Here is a 24007-nt window from a genome sequence, read left to right as displayed (position 1 = left end):
CATATGCTTTCGAAGTAGCTTTCCTCTGGAAAGCTTTTTACTCCATTTCTTCAGGCTCTTTCTGTCCCCTCCGCCAACGTGGCGCCATTCATCCAACTTATATGGCATCTGTTATTTCATCTATAGATAAGAATATCAGACTTGAGGGATGGATCAAAATGCCACAATCTTAGTCCTTCACTGCTCCTGCGGCGATATCCGAAATAAACTGACGGCTAATGAACAGGAACATGACGATAAGCGGAATAACGGCGAGCAATGTACCCGCGATAACCATGGCATAGTCTGTATTATACAGTCCGTTCAATTGAGACAACGCAATCTGCAACGTATACTTGCGTTCATCTGTCAGGACGATCAAAGGCCACAGGTAGTCATTCCATACCCCGATAAAGGTGAATGCGCCGAGGAAAGCAAAGGCAGGTCGCAAGATTGGCAGTGCCACGTTCCAATAGAGTCGGAAGAAATTACAGCCGTCGATGCGGCCTGCATCCAGCAGATCGTTCGGAATGGACTCCGTAGCATATTGGCGAATCCAGAAGATGCCGAAGGCGTTCACCATGCCCGGAATAATCAGGGCCTTGAAGGAACCGACCCAGCCGAACGTAGCCATCAGCACGAAGGAAGGCACCAGCGACAGCTGCGAAGGTACCATCATGGTGGCGAGTAGCAGGATGAAGAGCCACTTTTTGCCGGGAAATTCAAACTTCGCAAACGCAAACCCCGCCAGTGAGTCAAAAAACAGCACCAGGATCGTTACGAGGCCTGACACAAACAACGTATTCAGAAAAGCTCCCCAGAAATCAATCTGCTGCAACACCCGCGTGATGTTATTCCACAGTTCACCCCCGAACCAGAGCTGGGGCGGGAACTTATAGATATCGGACGTTGTCCGGGTGGACATTACAATCAGCCAATAGAACGGGAACATGGATATGAGCATGCCCCCGATAAGACCGGTATACAACACCAGCGATTTGAGGTGTTTGGTCGCCATGTGCGCTCCCCCTTATCACATCAGGATGATTTGCCTTGAACAAGCTTCCAGTTCACAATCGAGAACAGGGCGATAATGAGGAACATACCCCAGCCAACAGCAGCCCCATATCCGAAGTAATTGTTAATGAAGGATTCACGGTAGAGGTACAGTACAATCGTCATACCTGCTGCACCCGCGCCACCATCGTTACCTACCAATACTTGTGGCTCGGTGAACAGCTGCATACCGCCAATCGTTGATGTAATGACCGTAAACAGGATCACAGGACGCAACATCGGAATCGTAATTCGGAAAAAGGACTGTATCGCTGATGCACCGTCAATTTTGGCTGCTTCGTATAATGTCTGCGGGATACTCTGTAATCCCGCCAGATAGATGACGGCGTTATATCCGGTCCAGCGCCAGACCACCATGGAGGAGATTGCGACTTTGATGCCCCATGGTGCATTTAGCCACTCCACAACCGGTAGCCCGACCGACTGCAACAGATAATTGAGAAAGCCATAATTGTTGGCAAACAAGGCACCGAAGATGATGGCCACCGCCACGATGGACGTGACGTTCGGCAGGAAATAACCAACCCGAAACAGGGTGCGGAACTTCACAAATGGTGCATGCAGCAGAAAGGCAATAATCAGGGCGAAGAAGAGCATTGGAATCGTCGAATAGATCCAGATCATGAACGTATTGCCCACGGCTTGCCAGAACTCGGCATCGGTCAGCATGTAGTTGAAATTGTTGAACCCGTTGTACGTCATGACACCGATGCCATCCCATTTATGAAAGGCCAGATAGAGTGAGAACCCGATCGGGAACAGGCCAAATACCGCAAACAGAATATAAAACGGCGATATCGCAACATAAAGTGCACGATGCTCCCACATCCTGGACCACAGTGACTTCTGCCGATCCAGATCAGGTCTTGCATTTCCGGGATCGGGAGTAAGACGAGGTTCAGTTACAGCCATATGAATTCCTCCTTTGCGGATAACGAAACCACACGTTCTTCAGGTTAACGCTGTAATTCCCGCTCGACGCGGTGCACCGTATCCGTCCAGACCTGCTGAGGATCGGCATTTTGCTTCGCGACATCATTCAGCCGCCGGGTGATAATGTTGTGTACGGATGGGTATCGTTCGCCAAAGAAAGCATCCGGCACCTCCTGTGCCGATTCGGCAAATACAGGCCCTGTCGCCTGTCCACCGAAGAAAGGTTCTTTTTCTTTCATGGCAGGATCATCAAATACACCTGGGGCAGAAGGGAACAGGTTCAATGTCTGATATTGCTCGAGCTGATTCTCGGGACTTTGCAGCCAGCGAACCAGTTCAAAGGCTTCCTGAGGATGTTCACTCGACTTCAGGATGGACAGGAAGGATCCCCCGTTATTGCCATCTCCCCCTGGTGCCCGAGCGACCCGCCACTTCCCGGATGTATCGGGAGCGGCTTCCTGAAGAACTTGTTTCATCCAGACAGCACCTACGAACGAGGCGATTTCGCCATTATTCATTGCGGCGTTCCAGCCCGGAGTCCAGCCGTCTGCATTGGCAAGTAGTCCCTTCTCTTTGAAAGCTATGGAGGTATCCCAGCTTGTTCGTACCAGAGCAGAATCCATGCCGATGAATGAACCATCCGGACGGAAATAACGTTCAGCTCCTTGGGACAGCACTTGGTTGTAAACGCTTCCAATGTTATCGGTCAGATATACCTTGCCTCCGAATTTCTCCTTGAGCTGTTCTCCAGCAGCGGCATATGCATCCCAGCTGTTAATCTGGCGTGTAACGTCTTCGGGTTCAGATGGCAATCCGGCTTCCTTAAACAGATCTTCCCGGTAGAAGAGGGCAGTCGGTCCGGTATCCATCGGAAACCCGATCATCTGTCCACTTGGTGTAACGCCTTGCTTCCATTTCCACGGCAGATATTGGTCTTCAATATCTCCTGCACCGAGATCATACAGATTATAGAAACGGTCCTCACTGGGGAATAGCTCCATGATCCAGTCGTTCAATGCCACAATGTCTGGTTCACCTGAGCGTGCAGCGAGTGTTGTTTTGAGCTTTGCTTTGAAATCACCGCCGATTTTCTGAGCTGTCAGTTCAATATTGGGGAACTTTTCCTTAGCCCTGGCAATCAACTTATCATCGATGGAACGATTCCAGTACCATAGTGTAAGCGCTACCTTTTTGTTGTTCGCTGAATCGTCCTGTCCGGGCCAGATGGAGCATCCGCTTATGAGCAGGACGCAGACCATCAGTATGGCTGTCCAGCATGTTCTTTTCCGGCGGATCATGTGCATAACCCCCTCATTGTTAAGTTCGAGGCATGAAGTGCTTTGGACTACAACATTAGTGTATGAGCAGTTTATAAACTCATACCCAATATTCCCGAAATGAAACACATATTTGTGTCCGTTGCGTAACATAATTTTAGTAGTTACTTTAAAAATAAAAGTTACTTGACACTTTATAATTTTTATTCTAAACTAACTTACATAAAGTAACTAATGATGATGAGAATAATATAGATACGTACTATATAACATCCAAGTGATCCAATTTCACGCTGGATGCGAATCAATCAACATACAAGTTGGCCTAAACAGGAGGAACGACAATGATCAATTCACATATTATTCAACTACTTGCCCCCAAAATTCAGACTTTTCCGAGTGGAAAAGAGTTTATATACCTCGTGGGGCCGATTAAGCTCCCCGTAAACCTCAATGGAGAGACCAAGACATTCCAGTGGTACAGCTGGATGAAATCAGACAAAGCGATGGAGAGCGGCGAGTTAATTGAATCTCTTGCTGAAGCTGAACTGGCAGAGCGTCAACAATCCAGTGTTCTGGTGTATGGTGACTTTGCCAACGCACAAGAAGCGCTGATCCGGATGCATAGCATCTGTCATACAGGCGACATCTTTGGCAGCAAACGCTGTGATTGCGGCTTCCAATTGGAGCAATCCATGAAAATGATCGCCGCTCATGGAGCGGGTGCACTGTTTTATCTTGCGAACCATGAGGGACGTGGCATTGGTCTGTTCAGCAAAGCGATGGCGTACATTTTGCAAGAAGAAGGTCTGGATACGGTAGATGCGAACTTGCAGCTCGGATTCACGGACGATGCTCGTAATTATGATGATGCAATTGCTGTGTTGCGTGCGCTTCGCTCTGCACCAGTTACACTGATCACCAACAATCCACGGAAGCTGGCTGCCTTGCAGGAAGCGGGATTGAATGTGGGCGGACGTGTCCCACTCTGGGGAGATCGCTCTGCTTTCAACGAGAAATATCTGCAAACAAAAGTGAATCGTTCCGGTCACTTGTCAGAAAATGATGGCTGGGCTGGGGCAGAGACGCTACTTCCGCATGCGCAGGCTTAATCATTATTAATAGACGTAATTGATTAGTCGTTGTAGTACTCTTCGTTCTGGAGAAGTACAGCAGCGGCTTTTTGCTATGGATGATAGGGTAGCGATCAGGGTTTCCTGATTCACGGAATGGCTTGCCGTTCCCGCAGTGCGGATTATACAATATAGGCATCTGATGAATGCGGGAGGAACGAAGGTGCCATTTGAGGGACAACGTATATTGCCGGCTGCAAAGAGCATGAGGCAGTTTGAAGCGATGATTGAAGGCCCTTATACCTATGGGGTGATGCTGGAAACCCATATTGCACAGCTTCAGAGTGTAATGGACGAGGCGCGGCGGTATGACAAAAAGATACTTTTGCATGCAGATCTGGTACAGGGATTGAAAAACGATGAGTATGCGGCAGAGTATCTGTGTCAGCACATTCGTCCGGCAGGACTGATCTCTACAAGGGCAAGTGTAATTCAAAAGGCGAAGCAGAAAGGCATTACAGCCATACAACGTATTTTTCTGCTGGATACCCATGCACTGGAGAAAAGTTATCTGCTGCTGGCTAAAACCCAACCGGATTATATTGAAGTACTACCTGGTGTCATTCCGCATATTATTGCGGAAGTATCTGTACGTACAGGTATCCCCATTATTGCGGGGGGACTGATCCGTTCACCGGAAGAGGTTGAACTTGCGCTTGGCGTCGGGGCTACGGCAGTGACCACATCCAACACAGATCTGATCCGACACTTCGAGAAATCGCTTACATCGTAAAAAGAACCCACAACTGGAGGTTGTCTGTATGGAAAAATATATTTTGGCTCTGGATCAAGGAACGACGAGCTCCCGGGCCATTCTATTTAACCACGGCGGGGAGATTGTGCACATTGCTCAGCAGGAATTCCCCCAATATTTCCCTAAGCCGGGTTGGGTAGAGCAGAATGCCAATGAAATCTGGAGTTCCATTCTTGCCGTGATGGCTTCATGTCTGGCAGAGAGCGGGATCAAACCTGTTCAGATTGCCGGGATTGGAATTACCAATCAGCGGGAGACCGTTGTGGTATGGGACAAAGAAACAGGCAGACCCATCTATAATGCAGTGGTATGGCAATCCAGACAGACCGCAGATATCTGTGAAGAATTGAAGACGCAGGGTCTCGGGGACCTTTTTCGCCGCAAAACAGGATTATTGATCGATCCCTACTTCTCGGGAACGAAGGTCAAATGGATTCTGGATCATGTCCCTGGTGCCCGAGAGCGGGCAGAGAAGGGTGAACTGTTGTTTGGCACGATTGATAGCTGGCTGATCTGGAAACTAAGCGGGGGCACCCACGTTACGGATATATCCAATGCTTCACGTACACTGATGTATAACATCTATGATCTGCAATGGGATGACGAATTGTTAAGTATTCTCGACATTCCTAAGGCCATGCTGCCAGAGGTGCGAGGTTCATCCGAGGTATATGCACACACGACAGACTATCATTTCTTCGGTCATCGGATTCCGATTGCGGGGGCCGCAGGAGATCAGCAGGCAGCGATGTTTGGTCAGGGCTGTTATACCAAGGGCAGTATGAAAAATACATATGGTACCGGATGTTTCATGCTCATGAATACAGGAGAGAACCCGGTAGAATCGGATCACGGACTGATTACGACCATTGCCTGGGGGATGAATGGCAAGGTTGAATATGCGCTTGAAGGCAGCATTTTTGTTGCAGGCTCAGCGGTTCAATGGTTGCGTGACGGATTAAGAATGCTTCGCTCTTCAAAAGATAGTGAGGACTATGCCTCACGCGTGCCTTCGACAGATGGCGTGTATATGGTACCTGCATTTGTGGGACTGGGCAGTCCGTATTGGGATAGTGAGGTCAAGGGTGCAGTGTTTGGCCTGACCCGCGGCACGACGAAGGAACACTTTATCCGCGCTACACTGGAAGCATTGGCGTATCAGACCAAAGATGTACTGGAGGCTATGGAATCCGACTCGGGTATTCCTGTGCATGCTCTGCGTGTCGATGGCGGGGCGGCGGCTAATGATTTTCTCATGCAGTTCCAGAGTGATATTCTGGGCATTCCTGTCGAACGCCCAACGGTGAACGAAACGACTGCATTGGGTGCGGCTTATCTGGCAGGTTTGGCGGTTGGGTATTGGACGAACGCGGATGAATTGGCCGATCATGAGAATACGGAGCGTGTCTTCCATCCTGTTATGGCTGAGGAACAACGGACAGAACTGTATACAGGCTGGAAGCGTGCAGTGAATGCAGCAATGGCTTTTAAATAAAAGGAATGAAATGAATATCTCTTGGTGTGGGTATTTGTACTTTTTAACTAAACATATGTTATAAATGATATTTACTGGTGGAAAATGATGCATGATTTACAGGGTTATTCTTCCTGGAGAGAGCAAAATATATACCCACTATAAGGAAAAAAACAAGGTTAGTGGATTCATTTGAAATTCCATCCTTTGGCAGAACAACTTTTTGAATTTTTTTTGAATAATGTGTCATTTCAGGACTTCACGCCGTCAAAAATCTGTGATAGGATAAAGGCACAAGTTAAAAAATGATGTCTGGAGATCGGGAGGGACCACGTGCCGCTCAGCAATTGCTGAGCGAATGACGTGGTCCTTTTTTTGTTTTTTTACGGAAAGATTAAGGAAATCAGTGGGAGGTTCAAGAATGACAGAAACGTTCTCGTCAGCACACCGGACCGAATATTTGCAAAGCATGGCGAATGCACATTTTGACGTATTAATTATTGGCGGCGGGATTACAGGCGCAGGGATTGCATTGGACGCGGCTTCCCGTGGATTGAAGACGGCGCTTGTCGAAATGCAGGATTTTGCAGCAGGTACATCCAGTCGTTCGACCAAACTTGTCCATGGCGGATTGCGTTATTTGAAGCAATATGAAGTGAAGATGGTTGCTGAGGTAGGACGGGAGCGGGCTGTCGTTTATGAGAATGGGCCACATGTGACAACACCGGAACCGATGTTGTTACCGATCTATACGGCAGGTACGTTCGGCCGCTTCAGCACATCCATTGGATTGATGGTGTATGACCGGCTCGCCGGGGTGAAGCGCAGTGAACGGCGCCAAATGTTGAATGCTGGAGCGGTGTCGGATAGTGAACCTTTGCTGCGCAAACAGGGGCTGTTGGGTGGTGGACTCTATGTGGAGTACCGGACTGATGATGCCAGGCTCACCATAGAAGTTATGAAAGAAGCTGTCAAACGCGGGGCACAGGCAGTGAACTACGTCAAGGCGAAAGGTTTCCTGAAGGAGAATGACAAGATTACAGGTATTGAAGCCATGGATCAGATCGATGGGCAGATCTATACGCTAAAAGCAAGCAAGGTGATCAACGCTTCCGGTCCATGGGTGGACGGTCTGCGGGAATTGGATGGTTCGCGCCAGGGGAAAACGCTACAGATGACCAAAGGCATTCATTTGGTCTTTGATGGTGAACGATTCCCATTAAGACAGGCCGTCTATTTTGATACACCAGATGGTCGAATGGTGTTTGCTGTCCCACGTGATGGCAAAACCTATGTAGGCACAACCGACACCGTGTATCAGGACGATCCTGCACACCCGCTAATCTCCGACTCGGACCGCGATTATGTGATTGATGCAGTTAATGGCATGTTTCCAGATGTACACATTGGTACCGAGGACGTGGAATCTGGATGGGCGGGTGTACGACCACTAATTCATGAGGAAGGCAAAAATCCTTCCGAAATTTCACGTAAGGACGAAGTCTGGGTATCCGATTCTAACCTGATTACGATTGCCGGGGGCAAATTAACCGGATACCGTAAAATGGCCGAGATGGTTGTTGATCTGGTCGCACGCCAGATGGAGCAGGAGAGTGGGCATTCCATAGGCCCTTGTGTAACGAAGAAGATGCCCATCTCCGGCGGTGATGTAGGGGGATCGGCTGGATTTGTATCGTATGCGGAGCGCAAGATCAAGGATGGTGTTGCCCTGGGGCTTGCTCGACCTGCTGCGGAGCGGCTGGTCCGTACGTATGGTTCCAACGTGGAAGCATTATATGAGCGAATGCCCGATCCACGAACCAAGTCAGAACTTCATGGCATGCCACAGGAGCTATTGCTTATGCTACATTACGCGATTGATGAAGAGATGGCTGTAACCCCATCTGACTTTTTGGTACGAAGAACAGGTGATTTATTCTTCCGTATTGATGAAGTTCGTCGCTATAAAGCAGCAGTTATCTCGTATATGGCTGGTCGTCTGGACTGGTCTGAAGAGCAAGCGATTAAACATACACAGGATCTGGATCAGCTGTTGCTGGAAGCATCCGGCAAAATCTGAGGCAGGATTTCAAGGCCGAGAGTCGAATGGAACATGTAAGCGTGTAACATAGAGAGGGGATTACATCCATGACATTACAGATCGGAATCATTGGAACAGGCTGGTTCAGTAAGGTACACGCGGATATTCTCGCACGGATGGAAGGTGTTCGTGTTGCGAGTGTCTGTGGAACATCGCTCGAAAAGGCAGAGGCTATGGCCTCCGTATATGATGCTGTTGGTTACGGGGAACTTGAACATATGCTGGATGGTGAGAAGCTGGATGCGGTGTATATCTGTGTGCCTCCGATGTCTCACGGATTGATTGAGTCCGAATTAATCCGCCGCGGTATTCCATTCCTGGTGGAGAAACCTTTGAGCACTGGAATGGATGTTCCGCGTCAGGTATTGGATCAGGTACAGAAGAGCGGTTTGTTAACCTCTGTAGGTTACCATTTCCGTTATCAGGAGGCTGCGCAGGTCCTGCAGCAAGCGATGAAAGAACAGACGGTTGGCATGGCACTTGGCCGCTGGATGGGCGGAATGCCCGGAGTTTCCTGGTGGCGGCGTCAGGAAGGTTCAGGAGGACAATTCGTAGAGCAGACTACACATATTGTAGATTTGCTTCGGTATTGTGCAGGAGAAGTTACGGAGGTATATGCTGTAGCAGCTCAGCGAAGCATGCATGAGAAGCATGAGCATGTCACCGTTGCCGATGTGGCAAATGTGACGCTCAAGCTGGAAAGTGGAGCAATTGCAAGTATCGCCAATACATGTCTGTTGCCAGATGGAGAGGGCGGTGCTGGGCTCCAGTTCTACACGGATGCAGGTGTGTGGGATTGGACGCCGGAACGTTTGCTTCTGCCAAGTGCGGCAAAACATGCGATGGCAGGCCTGGAGATTCCGGCAGGACATAATCCATACGAGCGTGAGAATGAAGCATTCATTCACGCCCTGCGTACGGGAGACCGTTCACGAATTCTGTCCGATTACACGGATGCCTGCCGTACACAGGAGATTACAACGGCAGCGCTCGCATCGGCAGATTCCGGTCTGCCTGTACAGCTTCAGCCTTCTAAACATCTTTCTCATTAAAAGGTTGAAGGTAATATAAATACGCCTGAATCAGGGAATGATCCGCAGATCAGCCTGATTCAGGCGTATTTGTGTTGAGTAGAGATTATTGAGCAGCAATTCAACTACTCGGATTTCTGCTGTTTCAACCAGTCGGATGACCAACTGTAGATCTGATCAATGACAGGTTCAATGGCTCTGCCTTTCGGTGTCAATTCATACTCTACACGGGGAGGTATCTCGGGAAACATGTGTCGGGTTACGATACCTTCCGTCTCCATTTCCTTCAATCGCTCCGATAAAAGTCGTCCACTGATCGCCATCTCTGCTTCAAGCTCCGTAAACCGCTTGGGTCCGGACAACAGTTGGTACATGATTAACAGTACCCACTTCTTGCCTATGATGTCTATGGCTTGAGTGATCATACAGGGACTTGGTGCTTTTACTTTTTTCAGCTTCAACGTGTTCACCTCGATTCATAATTATTTTCTTCAAAGTTGTATATGAAAGGACATGATTTCTGCCGCTTTAAGAATATAGGACATCCAAGTAAATGAGGGTTACTACAAAATATACTGTAACATACCTTTTGTATGTATTATACATCATACTGCGAAAAATTACTTGAAGAAATTATCTTATCATTGTATACTAACTTCATAAAAGTAAGTTGGTGATAAATAATACGTATAATATGAACGCGTACTATTCTGAAAATTGAACTGGGCTGAACGGTTGAAAACAGAGTGACCTTTGGGAGCTTTTACATAGATTCTTTTTTTACTATTTATCGCAAAAATAATCATTACATAGTGGGAACATTCAATTCGCTTTAGGAGGATCTACATATGAACAAGATTTTGGGTTATATTTTTCTGGTTGTGCTAGCAGGTGTATTCGTCATGACTGGGTTTAACAAGATTAGTGGGGCGGACATGATGATTCAGACCTTCGAGAGTTTCTCTTATCCGACATGGACGATGTATCTGCTCGGTGCTGCGGAGTTGCTTAGTGCAGTAGGATTGCTGATTCCACGTACTCGCATCCTGGCTTCTGGCATACTGACATTCATTCTGATTGGGGCCGTGGGAAGTCACCTGATCTATGCACAATACGCTGCTGTTCCGTTCCCGGCTGTGTTGTTGGTAGCTAATATCATTGTCCTGATTGTGGGCATGCGCAGATTGGAAGCGGAAGAAAAAGGCCAGATGGACGCGATTCAGGCGTAAGTCAAAGGTTAAGAGGGAACGTTATTGGGCTGTTCACCGTGGAAAAGGTATTCCTGTCAAAAGGAATGTAAACGCGGATGCCTATGCAGAAGATGACCACTGCCAGTGGAGCGGTGGTCATCTTTTTTATGTAAGACTTCGCGTGGCACGTGTAACGATTCGCCGCGTATGTTGGGTATCCGACTGCTGAGTCCAAGTGGCACAGACCTGCTTCACCCACTCTGGATTGGTCTTGCTGGCATCGTTCAGCCAGTTACTTACCGAATCCTGCACATACTTATGGGCATCGGATTTCACCGCGTCAAGCAAGGGAAGGGCCATGGCCGGATTTTCTTTTAACTCCTGAATATGCTTGGCCCAGACGCCGCGAGGTCTGATTGATTCTATGGCAAAGCGACGGATCAGTGGATCAGGGTCAACGCTCCATGGGATTAATTGTTGCAATGCTGAGGCTAATTTGGCAGAGATGGACTCCCGTACAGCCATCCAGGCGATTTCTCTCACACCAAAGTGATGATCTGCTGCAAAGAGCCGAATATGCTCCAACTTTTCAGTCAGGTTCAGACCGGAATCCAGCCCAATGATATAAGCCGCCCAACAGCGAACGCTGTCTGAACGATGTTCTGCAATGGAACGAAAGAGATTCGTTTGTTCATTGACTGATAGACGTTCCAACAGATCAAGCCATTGCATGGCTATGACCGGGATGATTTTCATGATCCGCTGCTCATCCATCTGTTTTAACTGCTCTGTAATTGCGCTGGTTTTGGCATCCATTCCCCATTCATGGGTAACCTTCTGAAAAAGAGAAACATGATCTACAGCCAGCCATTCGGTCAAATTAACCGATTCAATATGTCCTGCTTGCAGCCCATTGCGGATATGCTCCGGGATTTCCGTTGCTTTACGGGCACCTTTGCGAAGAAGAATGTCTTCAGGGATAAATAGATCTGATTTAGCATCCAACAGTATTCCTCCTTGGTTGTATAACATGATCAGTTATACAATACAACTTGCTGGAGAACAGGGATGTAAGGCATCTTACAAGTGGGCAGTGATTTTCCGGAGGGTAGCAATTTCGTCACGATGAAGGGAAACTGATTTGAATCCGGTACGAATACGGCCAGATTTTGCCAAGTCTTGCATGACAATCGTAACCGATTCCCGTGTGGCTCCCGCCATCCAGGCAATCTCCTGATGGGTAAGCCCAAGTTGAATCCGGCAGTACTCATCTTCTTCGATCCATCCCATCTGTTCAGCCAGCCGGAAGAGATTATGTATCACCTTTTCATGCAGGTTTCCGAGTGCGAGCGTCTGTGTCAACTCGCTCATTCGTTTGATCCGCTCGCTTAGTACGTTCATCAGTCTCATCATAAACTGTGGATGTTCAATCAGAAACTGTTCAAAACGTTGTTTGTTCATCAGGCAAATATCACACTCCTCCATTGTTTCGATATAAACAGCACGTGTTCCGAGTGAGATCCCGTTCATTTCTCCAAACACGTTACCTTCCGTCAAAATATCGAGAGTGAACTGCTTGCCCTCCGGATTTAATGTATATAAACGAACCTTTCCCCTTTTTACAAAATAGAAACCTTCTGTAAACGTATCCGGTGTCTGGATCTGTCTGTTTTTGGGTATGGTCGTAATAGAAGTCATCCCATCCATTTCAATCAGGTCTGCCTCGGACAAGGAGGACATGAGGTCGAATTGTGATAAATACAGAAGTTTATCCATAGAACTCCTTTTCATGACAATATGAATATAAAAAAAAGAAGAACCCACGAAAAACAACGGGTTCTCTTGCAGCGGGACTTCCTGATCGGAAGGTCTTCTGACTATAAATGATCAAATGCCATTTTAATTATAGTAACTTTTTTAATTGAGAGACGCGTCCTTGGCTGATGCCAAGCTTTTCCGCAATTTGCTGTTGAGCCAAACCGGGATTCTGTTCAACAATTTCTTTCATCTGTTGCAGCATACGTGCCGTCTTGGGCCGCAGGTCCGGGTATTCTTGGTTGTCAGCTGTGGTCCCTTCTTCCCTAGCGGGAGATGAGACTGGGGCGGATTTGGAAGCAGGACGCTCCACGGGTGCAGGAGCCTGTTTGTTCTGAGGTACGAACCAGTCGGGAGAGTCATCCGGGTGTTTTAATTGAATTGCACAAGTCCGGCAGATGAATTGTTCTTTGAAATACATTTCCGTATCTACATCACCGCAAAAAATACATAATGTTGATTTGTACTTTCTTAAAATCAACTCTTTTCCTTCAATGAAAAACTCAAGCGGATCGCCGATATGGATTTCCATCGTATCCCGCATTTCTTTGGGAAGGACAATTCGTCCAAGACGGTCCAGAGATCTCTTCATTCCGGTTCTTTTCATCGCATCTCCCCCGCAATATTCACAATTAAAAACCTGTCCTTATTGTAAGGAAGAAAGGGCTTTAATACAACAATAATATTTCAAAAAAGTGGATAATTCCATCCATTATGGGAAAATAAGTTTAGAAAGGACGGGTGCAACGGCTAAAGTGAACAAGGCAGCGAGCACCATGGAGATGCTGGAGATGGTACCCGTCAGGGAACTCAGTTCAAACGCCTTGGATGTCCCTGTGCCATGGGCACCGGTTCCAAACAGTGTGCCTCGTGCAATCTCCCCATCGATGCGCAGCATCTTAACGATCGAAGGGCCCATAATCACTCCGAGCAGACCAGTCATAATAACAAAAACAGCTGTCACTGCGGGAATGCCACCGATGGTAGCCGAAACGTTCATGGCAATCGGGGTGGTGATCGATCTTGGGATCAGACTATGAATGAGACCGGAATCCAGGCGCAACCATTTGGCGAGCAGGGCAGAAGAAAGTACAGCAACCACCGAGCCGGTCATGACACTGAAGACAATCTCGGAAATATGTTTTTTGAGTACATGGAAAAAGGTATAAAGCGGTACGGCAAACGCCACGGTGGCCGGTTGGAGAAGCAGACTCAGCCATTTGCCGCCACTGCTATACGTGGTATAATCCGTTCCCGTTGCGAGCAATATGCCAACGACAAGCAGCGGCGTAATGAGCAGTGGAGACAGATATACTTTTGGCAGACTACGATACATTCGTTTGGCGACCGCATAGATACCGACGGTTAACAGCAGGCAGAGAAATCCAATCATCCGGTGTGACGCTCCTTTCGTTTCGCGATTCGTGTAGCCACCAGGCCTGTGCAGGACATGACCAGAAATGTACTAAGCAGTACGATGAATAAAATCTGCAGACCGTCATGCTCCAGCATGGGCATATAGTTCATAATGCCAACGGCTGACGGGATAAAAAATAACAATAGTTCACCGAGCAGCCAGGCAGCTCCAACTTCAATCCAGCGCAGCTTCACGACACGAGTCTGAAGCAGAATGAATAACACGACCATACCGAGTATTGAACCTGGTACAGGAAGATGGAGAGTACGGGCCAGCAGGTCCATGAGCAGTGAAAAAACCATTAAGAGCGCAACTTGTGCAATACCAAGGCCCCATTTTTTCACTTCAATCCCTCCTTGTATAATCAACGTAATCCTTTGAGTTAATATGAAAATGAAAATGATTCATTTGATATCATAAATTTTACATGGCATTCTTTCATGAGTAAAATGCATATTAAGAATGTTTACTATTCCATTTATCTATGAGAGGTGGGAATCAACCGATGGATATCCGCCATTTGCAATATTTTCTGGAAGTTGCCCGGCAGCAGAGCTTCACTAAAGCCGCCGAAGTCCTGTATATCACTCAGCCCACGATCAGCAAGACGGTCAAGAGTCTTGAAGAGGAGTTGGGTATCACGTTGTTGGACCGTTATGGTAAGAAAGTGGAACTAACCGATGCAGGTCATGTGTTTTTTCGGCAGGCACTGGAGATTGAAAAATCATTCCGCAGTCTGTCGTCCGAATTGGACGATCTAATGAACTTGAAGAAAGGACATCTGCGGATCGGCTTGCCACCGATGGTAGGATCAAGCTTTTTCCCCATGATCATTGGTGAATTTCACAAAGCCTACCCGCAGGTGACCATTCAGCTGTTTGAGGATGGTGCCAAAAAAGTGGAGGCCGATGTGATCAGTGGTGCACTGGATATTGGCGTTGCCGTATTGCCAACCGTGGATGAGCTGTTGGATCATTTTGTGTTTGTGAAAGAGAAGCTGAACCTGCTTGTACACCCTTCACATCCGCTTGCAGGTAAAGAGTCGGTTGCGCTGCATGAACTGGAGAACGACGCCTTTGTGCTGTTTCGGGAGGATTTTGCGCTGCATGACCGGATTATTGTGGCCTGTCAGCATGCTGGGTTCCAGCCCCGGGTGGTATATGAGAGCTCCCAGTGGGATCTGCTCAGCGCGATGGTTGCCGCCAATCTGGGGGTGGCCTTACTGCCGGAGACGATCTGTCGTGAGGTGGACCATATGCGTGTACGCATCATACCGGTAGTGGAACCGGTGATTCCATGGCAGCTTGGTATGATCTGGCGGAAGGACCGCTATCTTTCATTTGCCACGAGAGAGTGGATCGCATTCACACAGTCGATGCTGGGTGAGTAAGGAAGCGATCGGAAGGTAGTTCTGTCATTGTAGTGACCGGTGTAAATACTCTTTTGTTGACCCCGGATCGTTGTTACAATGGAAGCATAATCATGATGGAGGTGTACGAACATGAAACTGCGGGTATCCGCTGTACAATACCAATTGCACACAATTAGCTCGTTTGAGCAGTTCGCCGCTCAGGCTGAGCATTACATACGGACAGCGAGCGAATACGGAACCGAATTTGTGCTGTTTCCGGAATTTTTCACAACACAGTTAATGTCCATTGGGGACAAACAAGGCAATGCACTGACAATTGAGGATCTGCCTAACTTTACGGAGCAATATGAACAACTGTTCACGTCACTTGCTGCCAAGTACGGCATGCACGTCATCGGGGGAACCCACGTCATTCGCCGTGAAGGGAAGCTGTATAATACAGCCCACATGTTCTACCCGGATGGTCGCATCGCGCGCCAGGACAAGATTCACATTACGCCAACCGAAGTAGAGGAATGGAATATGGCTCCCGGAGACGGACTTGAGGTGTTCGACACCGATAAAGGCCGTATTGCGATGCTGACCTGTTACGATATTGAATTCCCGGAAATTGTACGGATGGCCAAAGCCAAAGGCGCTGATGTGATTTTCTGTCCTTCCTGTACGGACGATCGTCACGGATTCTTCCGTGTACGTTATACGAGTCATGCCCGCGCGGTGGAGAATCAGGTGTATGTTGTGTTAACCGGAACAGTGGGTAACCTGCCAACAGTAGATTTCATGCGTGCCAACTATGGACAGGCTGCCATTATTACGCCGAATGATATCCCGTTCCCGCCACGTGGCATTCTGGCCGAGGGTGAGATTAACAACGATATGATCGTGACCGCCGATCTGGATCTGGACTTGTTGTATGAGGTGCGTGAACGTGGATCGGTAACGACTTGGCGTGACCGCCGTACTGATCTGTATACCGATTGGGAGTAGGCAGCAACGCTTATAGAGGTTGTTCAAAAAGTCCGCTTTTGATTACGAAGGATGCCCAGTGGCATCATCAGCATCGAATATGGAATTCAGCCGAAATGTCCGTTGCTCACGTAGTCTTCCCTACGCTCCGCTACTCCATTTCTAGCTTCATCCCATCTTCTCGGTACTGAAAACCGACCTTTTTGAACACGTAATAAAAACTGAACGGAACAGAGCAGAGCAGGAAATTCATTTGTCAGTGGAAAGGGGTGACCCGGCAACATGTATACCAAAGAAATGCTGATCACCGACCCGGAGCAAAGTGGCAAAAGGGGAAAGGCAGTTGTTCGCAATTATATTGCAGCCGACTTTGAGGAACTCATTCGCATTCAGGCGGAGAGTTTCCCTCCTCCTTATCCAGAAGAGCTGCTCTGGAGTCACGAGCAGCTCACCAGTCATGTGCAGCATTACCCGGAGGGTGCTATCTGCATTGAAGTCGATGGAGAGTTGGCTGGCTCAATGACTTCGCTACGAATGCAGTGGGACTCTGCACATCCAGCAAGTCATACTTGGGCCGAAGTAACGGATGACGGCTATATTCGTAACCACCAGCCAGATGGCAGCACGCTGTATATTGTGGATCTCTGTGTTCGTCCAAAGTACCGCAAATGGGGACTGGCTCAGCTTATGATGCAGGCGATGTACCACCTTGTCATCGCTCAGGGGATGGATCGGTTACTGGGTGCGGGTAGAATGCCCGGTTATCATCTGGTTGCAGACCAACTGTCTGCGCAGGTATATCTGGATCAGGTAGCAGCGGGAGAGAGGCGTGACCCGGTAATCTCGTTCCTGCTTCGCTGTGGTCGCATGCCTGTTGGTGTGTCTGCAGACTATCTGGACGACGAGGAATCCTGCAATTATGCTGCCCTGATGGAGTGGCGGAATCCGTTCAAATAAAAATTCAAATGAAATACATCATCAATTGAGGGGGTATTTATTCATGGAGTTCACGCGTATTACATCTATTAAAGATCCATTGTTTGCCCAAATGCACAAGTTGATGCAGGAGATTTTCCCGCGGGAAGAAGTGCTGGACTTCCCCCTTTGGGAAGAACCACTGGAAGATCCGGGTATTCGGGTGTTCGTGGCTGTGCATGAGGGACAGGTTGTTGGAGCGACAGAGTACCGTTATTACGAGGACTGGAACGTTGCCATGACGGACTTCACGATTATTGGGCGCGAAGGTCTGGGAATTGGCAGTTTCCTGGCGAATCACCGCAAGCGTGATCTGCAAAAGCTGGCTGCGACAAACGGGAAAGAATTGTTCGGTATGTTTGCCGAAATCTATAATCCTTATCTGAGTCAGGATCACGAGTTTGGCGGCATTAAGCCAATGGACCCGTATGTACGTCGTGAAGTATTGTCCCATCTGGGGTACCAGCGTCTGGACTTCCCGTATGTTCATCCATCTTGGCAAGGTGACGGTGAAGCAGTTGGCGGACTGGATCTGTGCTTTATGCCAGGCGATGAGTCGCTTGGTGAATTGCCAGCAAGTCTGGTGGCTGATTTCCTGAATCGATATTATGCGGTGTTACCAAACAAACCGCAGGAATGGCTTGCCATGGTAGACCAATTGACTGCTCGCAAGTCGGTTGCGCTACTGCCGTTGTAAACGGAAGCAGGGCTGTCACAGAGAATGGCGTTGTAATGTCCTAAGCCACAATAAAACCAAGAAAAGACCCGTTAATCAGACCGTGATCGGTTCTGTTTAGCGGGCTTTTTCGGTTGTATTAAGGATATTGGAAGTAGATATAAAATGATCGCTAAACTTGTGGTTGGAGCAAGGCACGAAGCGAGTCCTAACGAATCTGAGGCGCCTTATTCAGGGATTTGAAGCATCCGCAGAAATCTAAGGAACCTGAGAAACGCTATATCCGAATAAACAGCCGTTTGCAGCATTTTTTCGGGGGATTTTGGGAAATAACGTGTCTGATGTTCTTTACAATGTATAAAGAGGATCTAAAGGTCAAATAAGACGTCCTGAGTTCCTTAGAAAATTGTCTACCCATTCGCCAGGATCCGGCCGGCAAGCTGGGACCTCAAGATGGGACTTCGAAACTTTACTTTCTGTATGCTGATATCTATCATCATATAGCTTGCCTAATTTTGAAGACATACTTTAGATTATTATCTATTGTTAATGAAGCCTATTTAACAGTACATTTAACGATTAGTTTTTATTTCGCTTCCTTTCGGTCCGGTAACTGGCTTAAATAACTGTTGGACAAGTGTGCAAGATCCAATGCCCGATCATATTGTTCCTTCGTTATAAACCGTGAAGAAGACTGCCCACTGTTATTGGGTGTGGTGATAGTTGGAGATTCCTCTTCTCCTGAATTCTTCGGCATCTCTTCTGAAGGAACATTCATCTGCTGTTGCTGGGCATCTTGTCTGCCCGCATCAGCTAGGGAATAATGCGTCCCATCCCCGTATCCTTTCGCCGGAATGAAGAGAGAAGCGTCGTTTAGCACCGACCCGGAGGGAAGGTAATAGCGTTCGGGTAAGAGATTTCCACCTTCGTGTAACAAATCCTGTCCGAAGTGTAATTGGTCCTTCAGCGATACTCCGGTGAGTCCCGCAATCGTTGGCAGAATGTCCACCTGGCCTCCGATCTGCTCCAGCTGTACACCGGGAGTAGCACCCGGGGCCGAGATAATGAGTGGAATATTAATCATATCTGCTGATGTGTATTCCCGACCATACAACTCTTTCATAAGGACTTTGTCATCCCGATCCAGTGAGTAGATGGGAAGCCCCAGGTGATCCCCGTACAAGACGAACAAGCTATTTTCCCATAATCCCCGTTCTTTCAATCCAGCAATCAACTGTCCAACTGCCTCATCCGCATAATGCTGTGATATCAGATAATCACCGGGCAACGTATCCTTGTAACGCTCTGGCAGCGTCAGCTTCACCTTGTTTTTAGGCAAAGTGTACGGGTGGTGGGCTGACATGGAGATGATATGGGCATAGAAGGGATCACCCGAAGATTGCATGGATTCCAGCTTATCCAGTGTTTTGGAATATAAGACTTCATCCGAGGCCGAAAACGCGATAGAGTCCTGCATGCCGAAATAATTAATATCATAATACTGGTCGAATCCAAGTGCCTTGTATAACTGATCCCGATTCCAGAAACGAACATCATTTGTATGGAATGTAGCTGTCTGATATCCGTTTGCTGACATTAGCTTGGGTAGACTCGGCAGAGCTTTATCCGCATATACAGTTGTTGCTGCCCCGTTTGGCGGGGTGTAGAACGATGTGTTCACAACAAATTCTGCATCTGATGTATTTCCCTGTCCCACTTGCTGATAGAAGTTCGGAAAATACAGGCTCTGTCTAGCCAATTGATTCAGATTAGGCGTGATCTCCTGTCCATCTACCTCTAATCCAATCAGAAAGTTCTGGAACGATTCCAACTGGAGCATAATCACGTTGCGTCCGCTCGCGGCACCCTGCTCCACAATCGAAGGAAGTTCGGTCGTTTGTTTCAGTTGGTCAATGTCAGTCTGATCGATGTGAGCAATGGGTACAGGTTTATCAGGTCGATCCAGGATGGTATATGCCTCGTAACCGAGGATACCCATCTGTTCTGCTTGTGTAAGCTCACTCATGCTGGCCCGATTGGGATAGATGTTGAGCATGCACAGGATCATGGACAAGGTCAGAATGACCGAGGCAACCCGTCTTCTGGCACGTCGTTCAAGCGGAATGCGGTTCGGGCGTTCTGTACTCCCGAGCTTGATCCGGCGACGAATGAGTATCCCCCCAATGATCAGAACGTCTGCAAAAATAAACAAATAATAGGGATCAAGCAAAGAGAACATGCTGCTCTTGACCGAGGTCACCTGATTCACCTGTGCCAACGCGTGATAGTTAACGATTACGCCATAGTATTTGTAGTACATGATGGCTGCAAAGAAAATCCCTGAGAGCAGCAAATTCATGGCAAGGTATATCCACATCCGCCGCTTGGCAGCAAACCACTCAATTAGACAGAAGCCGATCCAGATGAGCGGCAATTCGGTCAGCAGTGGTTTCCAGACAGGGATGTCATCGAAGATAACAATCCAGGCCAGTGAACTTTTGATCATCATGATAATGGTAAAGAATATAAACGGTCCGCTTAGAAATCGGGTGAGTGAACTGCGTGACAAGGTACCGCCTTCCCTTCCGAAGTTTCATTTAACAAGTATTATCCTATCTGAGCATGGCTGTGTCAAAAATGAGAGCCTTCAACAATTGACGGCAAAAAACCTCTTCCATACAGGAAGAGGTTTGGAAAAACATGGGCTACTGCGATAAACGCCAGAGGTGACCCAATCCGTTATTCTATAGTGTACGTTGTAACGTAAGAAGGTCTAGGGAACATGGTGGGCTTCTGTGCGGTCAGCCCTTCGCTTGTACTGCGGTTACGATGAGCGTGACTATATGCTTGGGATTCCTGCCAGCCTTTGAAATTTTCCTCCGACTGCCAGAGTGTAAGTACAACATATGTGTCATCCTTCAGAGGACGAAGCACACGAATACCGACAAAGCCAGGCTCTTCTTCTACCTTGCGGGCACGGTTCTTAAACCGTTCTTCAAAATCGTTACGACCATCCTCTGTAACAGGGATATTGTTGAGAACAGCGTAACCACCGCCAGTCCAGGAGCCTGCGGCATCGAAAGCTTCATATGCGGCTATTTTATCATCAGACTCGATATTCATCAGGCGTTCTGCGGATTCAATAGCCAGACGCACGTGCTCTTCGCTTCGCAGAGTCAGATGCGGGTATGCAGCAAGTGCATCCGGAATCGGTGAAGGAACCAAATAGATATACATAGAAGCGGCCTCCTCATTAAGTACATACTATCTCAAGATAGCATATGGGATTGTGCGAGTCCAATCGGCGGATCAACTGGTTTGAGTACGTCTTTTCATGATAAAGTATAATCACTACAAACAGAACGGGTGATCGTATGACAACAACAATTCGGATATCGGTTAGACCTTTGGTGGAGTATGTGTACCGCAGTGGCAGCATACGTCCAGGGTTCCGGACCAATGCCTCGATGCAGGAGGGAACTCGAATTCATCAGCGGGTACAGAAGGAGTACACGGAAGAGGATCTGAAAGAGATTGTGCTCGAAGCTGAGATTCAACATGGGGATCTGACCTATGTGGTGGAGGGACGATGTGATGGCCTGATCCGGTTGGAGGGTCAGTTGACGGTGGATGAGATCAAATCGACTGCGGGCAATCTGGATGATCTGGGAGAAGGTCTTCCCGTGCACTGGGCGCAGGCCATGATGTATGCCTACATGTACGCCGTTCAACAAGATGAACCACGCATGCAAGTGCAGTTGACGTATGTGCATTCGGTAACCCATGAAGAAAGACGGTTTCGCCGAATGGCAGAGCGACAGGAACTGGAGCAGTTTGCGGCAGAAGTGATTGCTGGTTATGCGCCATATGCAGAGATGATCGCTGCATATGAAGAAAAGCGAGATGTCAGTGTGCGAGAGCTGCCGTTTCCTTTTCGCAAATATCGGGAGGGACAGCGGAAGCTGGCAGGAGCTGTGTACAAGACCATTCGTGAGGGCCAGGGATTGATGGCCAAAGCACCAACAGGCATTGGTAAAACGATGTCCGTACTGTTTCCCACGGTCAAAGCGATTGGCGAAGGCGAAGCCAGCCGATTGTTCTATCTGACCGCGAGGACGACGACACGAGTGGCGGCAGAAGAAGCTTTTGCCCGGATGCAATCGGAAGGATTGAAGATGCATGTGATCAGTCTGACCGCGAAGGACAAGATTTGTTTTAAGGAAGAGGAAGCTTGTGATACGGGGCAGTGTGGCATGTGTGAAGGATATTATGACCGTATTAACGGGGCCGTGCTGGACATGCTGGAACATGAGACGTTGATGACACGTCCGGTCATCGAGCAGTATGCGCGCAAACATCGGGTGTGTCCGTTTGAGTTTTCCCTGGATGCGGCGTATGCAGCCGATGCGGTGATCTGCGATTATAACTATATTTTCGATCCGAGGATCTCTCTGAAAAGAATGTTGGAGGAGCAGAAACGCAAGACGGTGTTACTGGTGGACGAGGCTCATAATCTGGTCGATCGTGGCCGAATGATGTTTTCCGCCGAGCTGGAGAAGGCAGTATTTCTGGATGTGAAAAGAGAGTTCCAGTCGCTGGACAGCAGTGTGCCTGCTGCCAAAGCCATTGTTGATTACACCGGGGCCATTGATAAGTATCTGATTACCCTTCGGAAAAACGGTGGAGAAGAAGGGAAGATCATCCAGCAGGAAGCACCGGAGGAACTGATTGAACGGCTGGAGCCTTTTGTCAGGGTCGCGGAGCAATGTCTTGTTGAAGGTGGCTCGGGGAATGCCGAGACGGATCAACTGCTGTTGGATGCCTACTTCACGGCACAGAATTTCCTGCGTATTGCCAAGCTGTATGATGAACGTTTTATTACGTATGCAGAGTGTGTTCGAAGTGAAGTGAGAGTGAAGTTATTCTGTCTCGATCCTTCGGTACTGCTTCGTCAGACGGCCAAAGGATTCCGCTCCCTCATTCATTTCTCGGCCACATTGTCACCCCTTCGCTATTATCGGGATATGCTGGGTGCAGAGGAAGAGGATTATACATTGCAGATTCCATCTCCATTTCAGCGGGAACAATTGGATGTGAGGCTCCTGCCCTTATCCGTGCGTTATAAGGATCGGGAGCAATCCCGGCGACCCATTGCGGAGATGCTGCAACAGCTGGTGACCGAATGGCCGCGCAGCAATCTGATGGTGTTCTTCCCTTCTTACCCTTATATGCGCGAGATATACGAAACCTATGCACAGCTTCCAAGTGAAGCGGATACGGTCATACAAAAACAAGGCATGAACGAACTGGAACGGGAGCAGTTTTTGGATGGATTCCAGCCAAACCCTGAACGGACACGATTGGTATTTGCCGTCATGGGTGGTGTATTCTCGGAAGGTGTCGATCTGCCGGGAGACCGCTTGAATGGCGTCGTTGTGGTAGGTGCGGGGTTGCCGCAGATTGGTCTGGAGAACAATGTGCTTCGTGATTATTATGACCGTACAGGCCGCAACGGGTTCAATTATGCTTATATTTTCCCCGGTATGAACAAGGTGCTGCAGGCAGGAGGAAGGCTGATTCGAACGGAAGAGGACAGGGGCGTGCTGGTGCTGGTCGACGATCGTTTTATCCAAGAGCCGTATCGTTCCCTGCTGCCCGAGGAGTGGCGGGACTACAAGCGAATTTGAACATGATGTATCTTCACAGCAATTTCAATGGAATCAGGCAAATGCTGAACCAAGAAGTTTAACATTTTTCTCAGATTTCTTTCCTTTACATGATTGAAGGGTAGGGTGAAAGGGTTATAACTTGGTTAGCAACGAACGAACAACGGCGAA

General features: G+C 48.2%; 22 protein-coding genes. 11 read left to right on the top strand and 11 right to left on the bottom strand.

All coding sequences use genetic code 11. The features are described 5' to 3' along the window. Positions 1–169: 169 nt before the first annotated feature. From ACE04G_RS05985 to ACE04G_RS05975, 3 genes are all read right to left on the bottom strand, one after another. Entirely contained in the window at positions 170–997 is an 828-nt protein-coding gene (locus tag ACE04G_RS05985) for a carbohydrate ABC transporter permease (RefSeq protein ID WP_036612996.1), read from the bottom strand. A gap of 20 nt (positions 998–1017) precedes the next feature. Then, entirely contained in the window at positions 1018–1884 is an 867-nt protein-coding gene (locus ACE04G_RS05980; RefSeq protein ID WP_449005175.1) for a carbohydrate ABC transporter permease, read from the bottom strand. A 128-nt stretch (positions 1885–2012) separates the two neighbouring features. Further along, positions 2013–3287, bottom strand: coding sequence for an ABC transporter substrate-binding protein (locus ACE04G_RS05975; RefSeq protein ID WP_449005166.1), 1275 nt, complete (start codon positions 3285–3287; stop codon positions 2013–2015). Between the two features lie 323 nt (positions 3288–3610). On the opposite strand from ACE04G_RS05975, the gene ACE04G_RS05970 reads away from it, so the two are divergent. From ACE04G_RS05970 to ACE04G_RS05950, 5 genes are all read left to right on the top strand, one after another. Next, positions 3611–4378 carry a GTP cyclohydrolase II gene (locus ACE04G_RS05970; RefSeq protein WP_449005165.1) on the top strand — a complete coding sequence of 256 codons (768 nt, stop codon included), beginning with the start codon at positions 3611–3613 and terminating at the stop codon, positions 4376–4378. A gap of 184 nt (positions 4379–4562) precedes the next feature. Next, positions 4563–5132 carry a glycerol-3-phosphate responsive antiterminator gene (locus tag ACE04G_RS05965; protein ID WP_449005164.1) on the top strand — a complete coding sequence of 190 codons (570 nt, stop codon included), beginning with the start codon at positions 4563–4565 and terminating at the stop codon, positions 5130–5132. A gap of 28 nt (positions 5133–5160) precedes the next feature. Continuing rightward, on the top strand, positions 5161–6648 hold the full coding sequence (gene glpK, locus ACE04G_RS05960; RefSeq protein WP_449005163.1) for a glycerol kinase GlpK: 1488 nt from the start codon (positions 5161–5163) through the stop codon (positions 6646–6648). A gap of 400 nt (positions 6649–7048) precedes the next feature. Continuing rightward, positions 7049–8707, top strand: a complete 1659-nt coding sequence (locus tag ACE04G_RS05955) for a glycerol-3-phosphate dehydrogenase/oxidase (protein WP_449005162.1) — start codon at positions 7049–7051, stop codon at positions 8705–8707. Between the two features lie 68 nt (positions 8708–8775). Then, positions 8776–9780 carry a Gfo/Idh/MocA family protein gene (locus ACE04G_RS05950; RefSeq protein ID WP_449005161.1) on the top strand — a complete coding sequence of 335 codons (1005 nt, stop codon included), beginning with the start codon at positions 8776–8778 and terminating at the stop codon, positions 9778–9780. 104 nt (positions 9781–9884) lie between these two features. Here ACE04G_RS05950 and ACE04G_RS05945 read toward each other — a convergent pair whose 3' ends face one another. Further along, positions 9885–10184: a winged helix-turn-helix transcriptional regulator gene (locus tag ACE04G_RS05945; protein WP_026081419.1), complete on the bottom strand. Its 300-nt coding sequence runs from the start codon at positions 10182–10184 to the stop codon at positions 9885–9887. A gap of 423 nt (positions 10185–10607) precedes the next feature. Here ACE04G_RS05945 and ACE04G_RS05940 point away from each other — a divergent pair, with 423 nt between their 5' ends. Next, a complete protein-coding gene (locus tag ACE04G_RS05940; RefSeq protein ID WP_449005160.1) occupies positions 10608–10988 on the top strand; it encodes a DoxX family protein in 381 nt (126 codons plus the stop codon). Between the two features lie 126 nt (positions 10989–11114). Here ACE04G_RS05940 and ACE04G_RS05935 read toward each other — a convergent pair whose 3' ends face one another. The 5 genes from ACE04G_RS05935 to ACE04G_RS05915 form a co-directional block, all read right to left on the bottom strand. Continuing rightward, positions 11115–11918 carry a DNA alkylation repair protein gene (locus ACE04G_RS05935; protein ID WP_449005174.1) on the bottom strand — a complete coding sequence of 268 codons (804 nt, stop codon included), beginning with the start codon at positions 11916–11918 and terminating at the stop codon, positions 11115–11117. A gap of 111 nt (positions 11919–12029) precedes the next feature. Beyond that, positions 12030–12725, bottom strand: coding sequence for a Crp/Fnr family transcriptional regulator (locus ACE04G_RS05930; RefSeq protein ID WP_449005159.1), 696 nt, complete (start codon positions 12723–12725; stop codon positions 12030–12032). A 127-nt stretch (positions 12726–12852) separates the two neighbouring features. Beyond that, complete coding sequence (locus ACE04G_RS05925) at positions 12853–13371, bottom strand: AbrB/MazE/SpoVT family DNA-binding domain-containing protein (protein ID WP_047840820.1); 519 nt, start codon at positions 13369–13371, stop codon at positions 12853–12855. Positions 13372–13476: 105 nt separating this feature from the next. Continuing rightward, positions 13477–14157: an LrgB family protein gene (locus ACE04G_RS05920; protein ID WP_076209664.1), complete on the bottom strand. Its 681-nt coding sequence runs from the start codon at positions 14155–14157 to the stop codon at positions 13477–13479. After that, positions 14154–14525: a CidA/LrgA family protein gene (locus tag ACE04G_RS05915; RefSeq protein WP_017691758.1), complete on the bottom strand. Its 372-nt coding sequence runs from the start codon at positions 14523–14525 to the stop codon at positions 14154–14156. Before ACE04G_RS05915 ends, ACE04G_RS05920 begins: the two co-directional genes overlap by 4 nt. A gap of 161 nt (positions 14526–14686) precedes the next feature. Between ACE04G_RS05915 and cidR the strand changes: the two genes are divergently transcribed. From cidR to ACE04G_RS05895, 4 genes are all read left to right on the top strand, one after another. Beyond that, the gene (gene cidR, locus ACE04G_RS05910; protein WP_124116663.1) at positions 14687–15571 is read left to right on the top strand and encodes a cidABC operon transcriptional activator CidR; all 885 of its coding nucleotides are present in this window, start codon (positions 14687–14689) and stop codon (positions 15569–15571) included. 111 nt (positions 15572–15682) lie between these two features. After that, on the top strand, positions 15683–16540 hold the full coding sequence (locus tag ACE04G_RS05905; protein ID WP_449005158.1) for a carbon-nitrogen hydrolase family protein: 858 nt from the start codon (positions 15683–15685) through the stop codon (positions 16538–16540). 261 nt (positions 16541–16801) lie between these two features. Further along, positions 16802–17476 carry a GNAT family N-acetyltransferase gene (locus ACE04G_RS05900; protein ID WP_449005157.1) on the top strand — a complete coding sequence of 225 codons (675 nt, stop codon included), beginning with the start codon at positions 16802–16804 and terminating at the stop codon, positions 17474–17476. A 43-nt stretch (positions 17477–17519) separates the two neighbouring features. Further along, the gene (locus tag ACE04G_RS05895; RefSeq protein ID WP_449005156.1) at positions 17520–18191 is read left to right on the top strand and encodes a GNAT family N-acetyltransferase; all 672 of its coding nucleotides are present in this window, start codon (positions 17520–17522) and stop codon (positions 18189–18191) included. Between the two features lie 565 nt (positions 18192–18756). Here the strand turns inward: ACE04G_RS05895 and ACE04G_RS05890 are convergent. Both ACE04G_RS05890 and ACE04G_RS05885 read right to left on the bottom strand, forming a co-directional pair. Beyond that, complete coding sequence (locus tag ACE04G_RS05890; protein WP_449005155.1) at positions 18757–20739, bottom strand: LTA synthase family protein; 1983 nt, start codon at positions 20737–20739, stop codon at positions 18757–18759. 170 nt (positions 20740–20909) lie between these two features. After that, positions 20910–21407: an antibiotic biosynthesis monooxygenase family protein gene (locus ACE04G_RS05885; RefSeq protein ID WP_449005154.1), complete on the bottom strand. Its 498-nt coding sequence runs from the start codon at positions 21405–21407 to the stop codon at positions 20910–20912. A gap of 137 nt (positions 21408–21544) precedes the next feature. Between ACE04G_RS05885 and ACE04G_RS05880 the strand changes: the two genes are divergently transcribed. Continuing rightward, positions 21545–23857: an ATP-dependent DNA helicase gene (locus ACE04G_RS05880; RefSeq protein ID WP_449005153.1), complete on the top strand. Its 2313-nt coding sequence runs from the start codon at positions 21545–21547 to the stop codon at positions 23855–23857. Positions 23858–24007: the final 150 nt, after the last annotated feature.

It is taken from the genome of Paenibacillus sp. AGC31, assembly GCF_057334655.1.
This window is presented reverse-complemented; position numbering and strand designations above follow the sequence as displayed.

Bases quoted from the DNA above. Each gene is read 5' to 3' on its own strand.
- ACE04G_RS05985 (WP_036612996.1), bottom strand. From the start codon at position 997: ATGGCGACCAAACACCTCAAATCGCTGGTGTTGTATACCGGTCTTATC.
- ACE04G_RS05980 (WP_449005175.1), bottom strand. From the start codon at position 1,884: ATGTGGGAGCATCGTGCACTTTATGTTGCGATATCGCCGTTTTATATT.
- ACE04G_RS05975 (WP_449005166.1), bottom strand. From the start codon at position 3,287: ATGATCCGCCGGAAAAGAACATGCTGGACAGCCATACTGATGGTCTGC.
- ACE04G_RS05970 (WP_449005165.1), top strand. From the start codon at position 3,611: ATGATCAATTCACATATTATTCAACTACTTGCCCCCAAAATTCAGACT.
- glpK (WP_449005163.1), top strand. From the start codon at position 5,161: ATGGAAAAATATATTTTGGCTCTGGATCAAGGAACGACGAGCTCCCGG.
- ACE04G_RS05955 (WP_449005162.1), top strand. From the start codon at position 7,049: ATGACAGAAACGTTCTCGTCAGCACACCGGACCGAATATTTGCAAAGC.
- ACE04G_RS05950 (WP_449005161.1), top strand. From the start codon at position 8,776: ATGACATTACAGATCGGAATCATTGGAACAGGCTGGTTCAGTAAGGTA.
- ACE04G_RS05945 (WP_026081419.1), bottom strand. From the start codon at position 10,184: ATGATCACTCAAGCCATAGACATCATAGGCAAGAAGTGGGTACTGTTA.
- ACE04G_RS05940 (WP_449005160.1), top strand. From the start codon at position 10,608: ATGAACAAGATTTTGGGTTATATTTTTCTGGTTGTGCTAGCAGGTGTA.
- ACE04G_RS05930 (WP_449005159.1), bottom strand. From the start codon at position 12,725: ATGGATAAACTTCTGTATTTATCACAATTCGACCTCATGTCCTCCTTG.
- ACE04G_RS05925 (WP_047840820.1), bottom strand. From the start codon at position 13,371: ATGAAAAGAACCGGAATGAAGAGATCTCTGGACCGTCTTGGACGAATT.
- ACE04G_RS05920 (WP_076209664.1), bottom strand. From the start codon at position 14,157: ATGATTGGATTTCTCTGCCTGCTGTTAACCGTCGGTATCTATGCGGTC.
- cidR (WP_124116663.1), top strand. From the start codon at position 14,687: ATGGATATCCGCCATTTGCAATATTTTCTGGAAGTTGCCCGGCAGCAG.
- ACE04G_RS05905 (WP_449005158.1), top strand. From the start codon at position 15,683: ATGAAACTGCGGGTATCCGCTGTACAATACCAATTGCACACAATTAGC.
- ACE04G_RS05900 (WP_449005157.1), top strand. From the start codon at position 16,802: ATGTATACCAAAGAAATGCTGATCACCGACCCGGAGCAAAGTGGCAAA.
- ACE04G_RS05895 (WP_449005156.1), top strand. From the start codon at position 17,520: ATGGAGTTCACGCGTATTACATCTATTAAAGATCCATTGTTTGCCCAA.
- ACE04G_RS05885 (WP_449005154.1), bottom strand. From the start codon at position 21,407: ATGTATATCTATTTGGTTCCTTCACCGATTCCGGATGCACTTGCTGCA.
- ACE04G_RS05880 (WP_449005153.1), top strand. From the start codon at position 21,545: ATGACAACAACAATTCGGATATCGGTTAGACCTTTGGTGGAGTATGTG.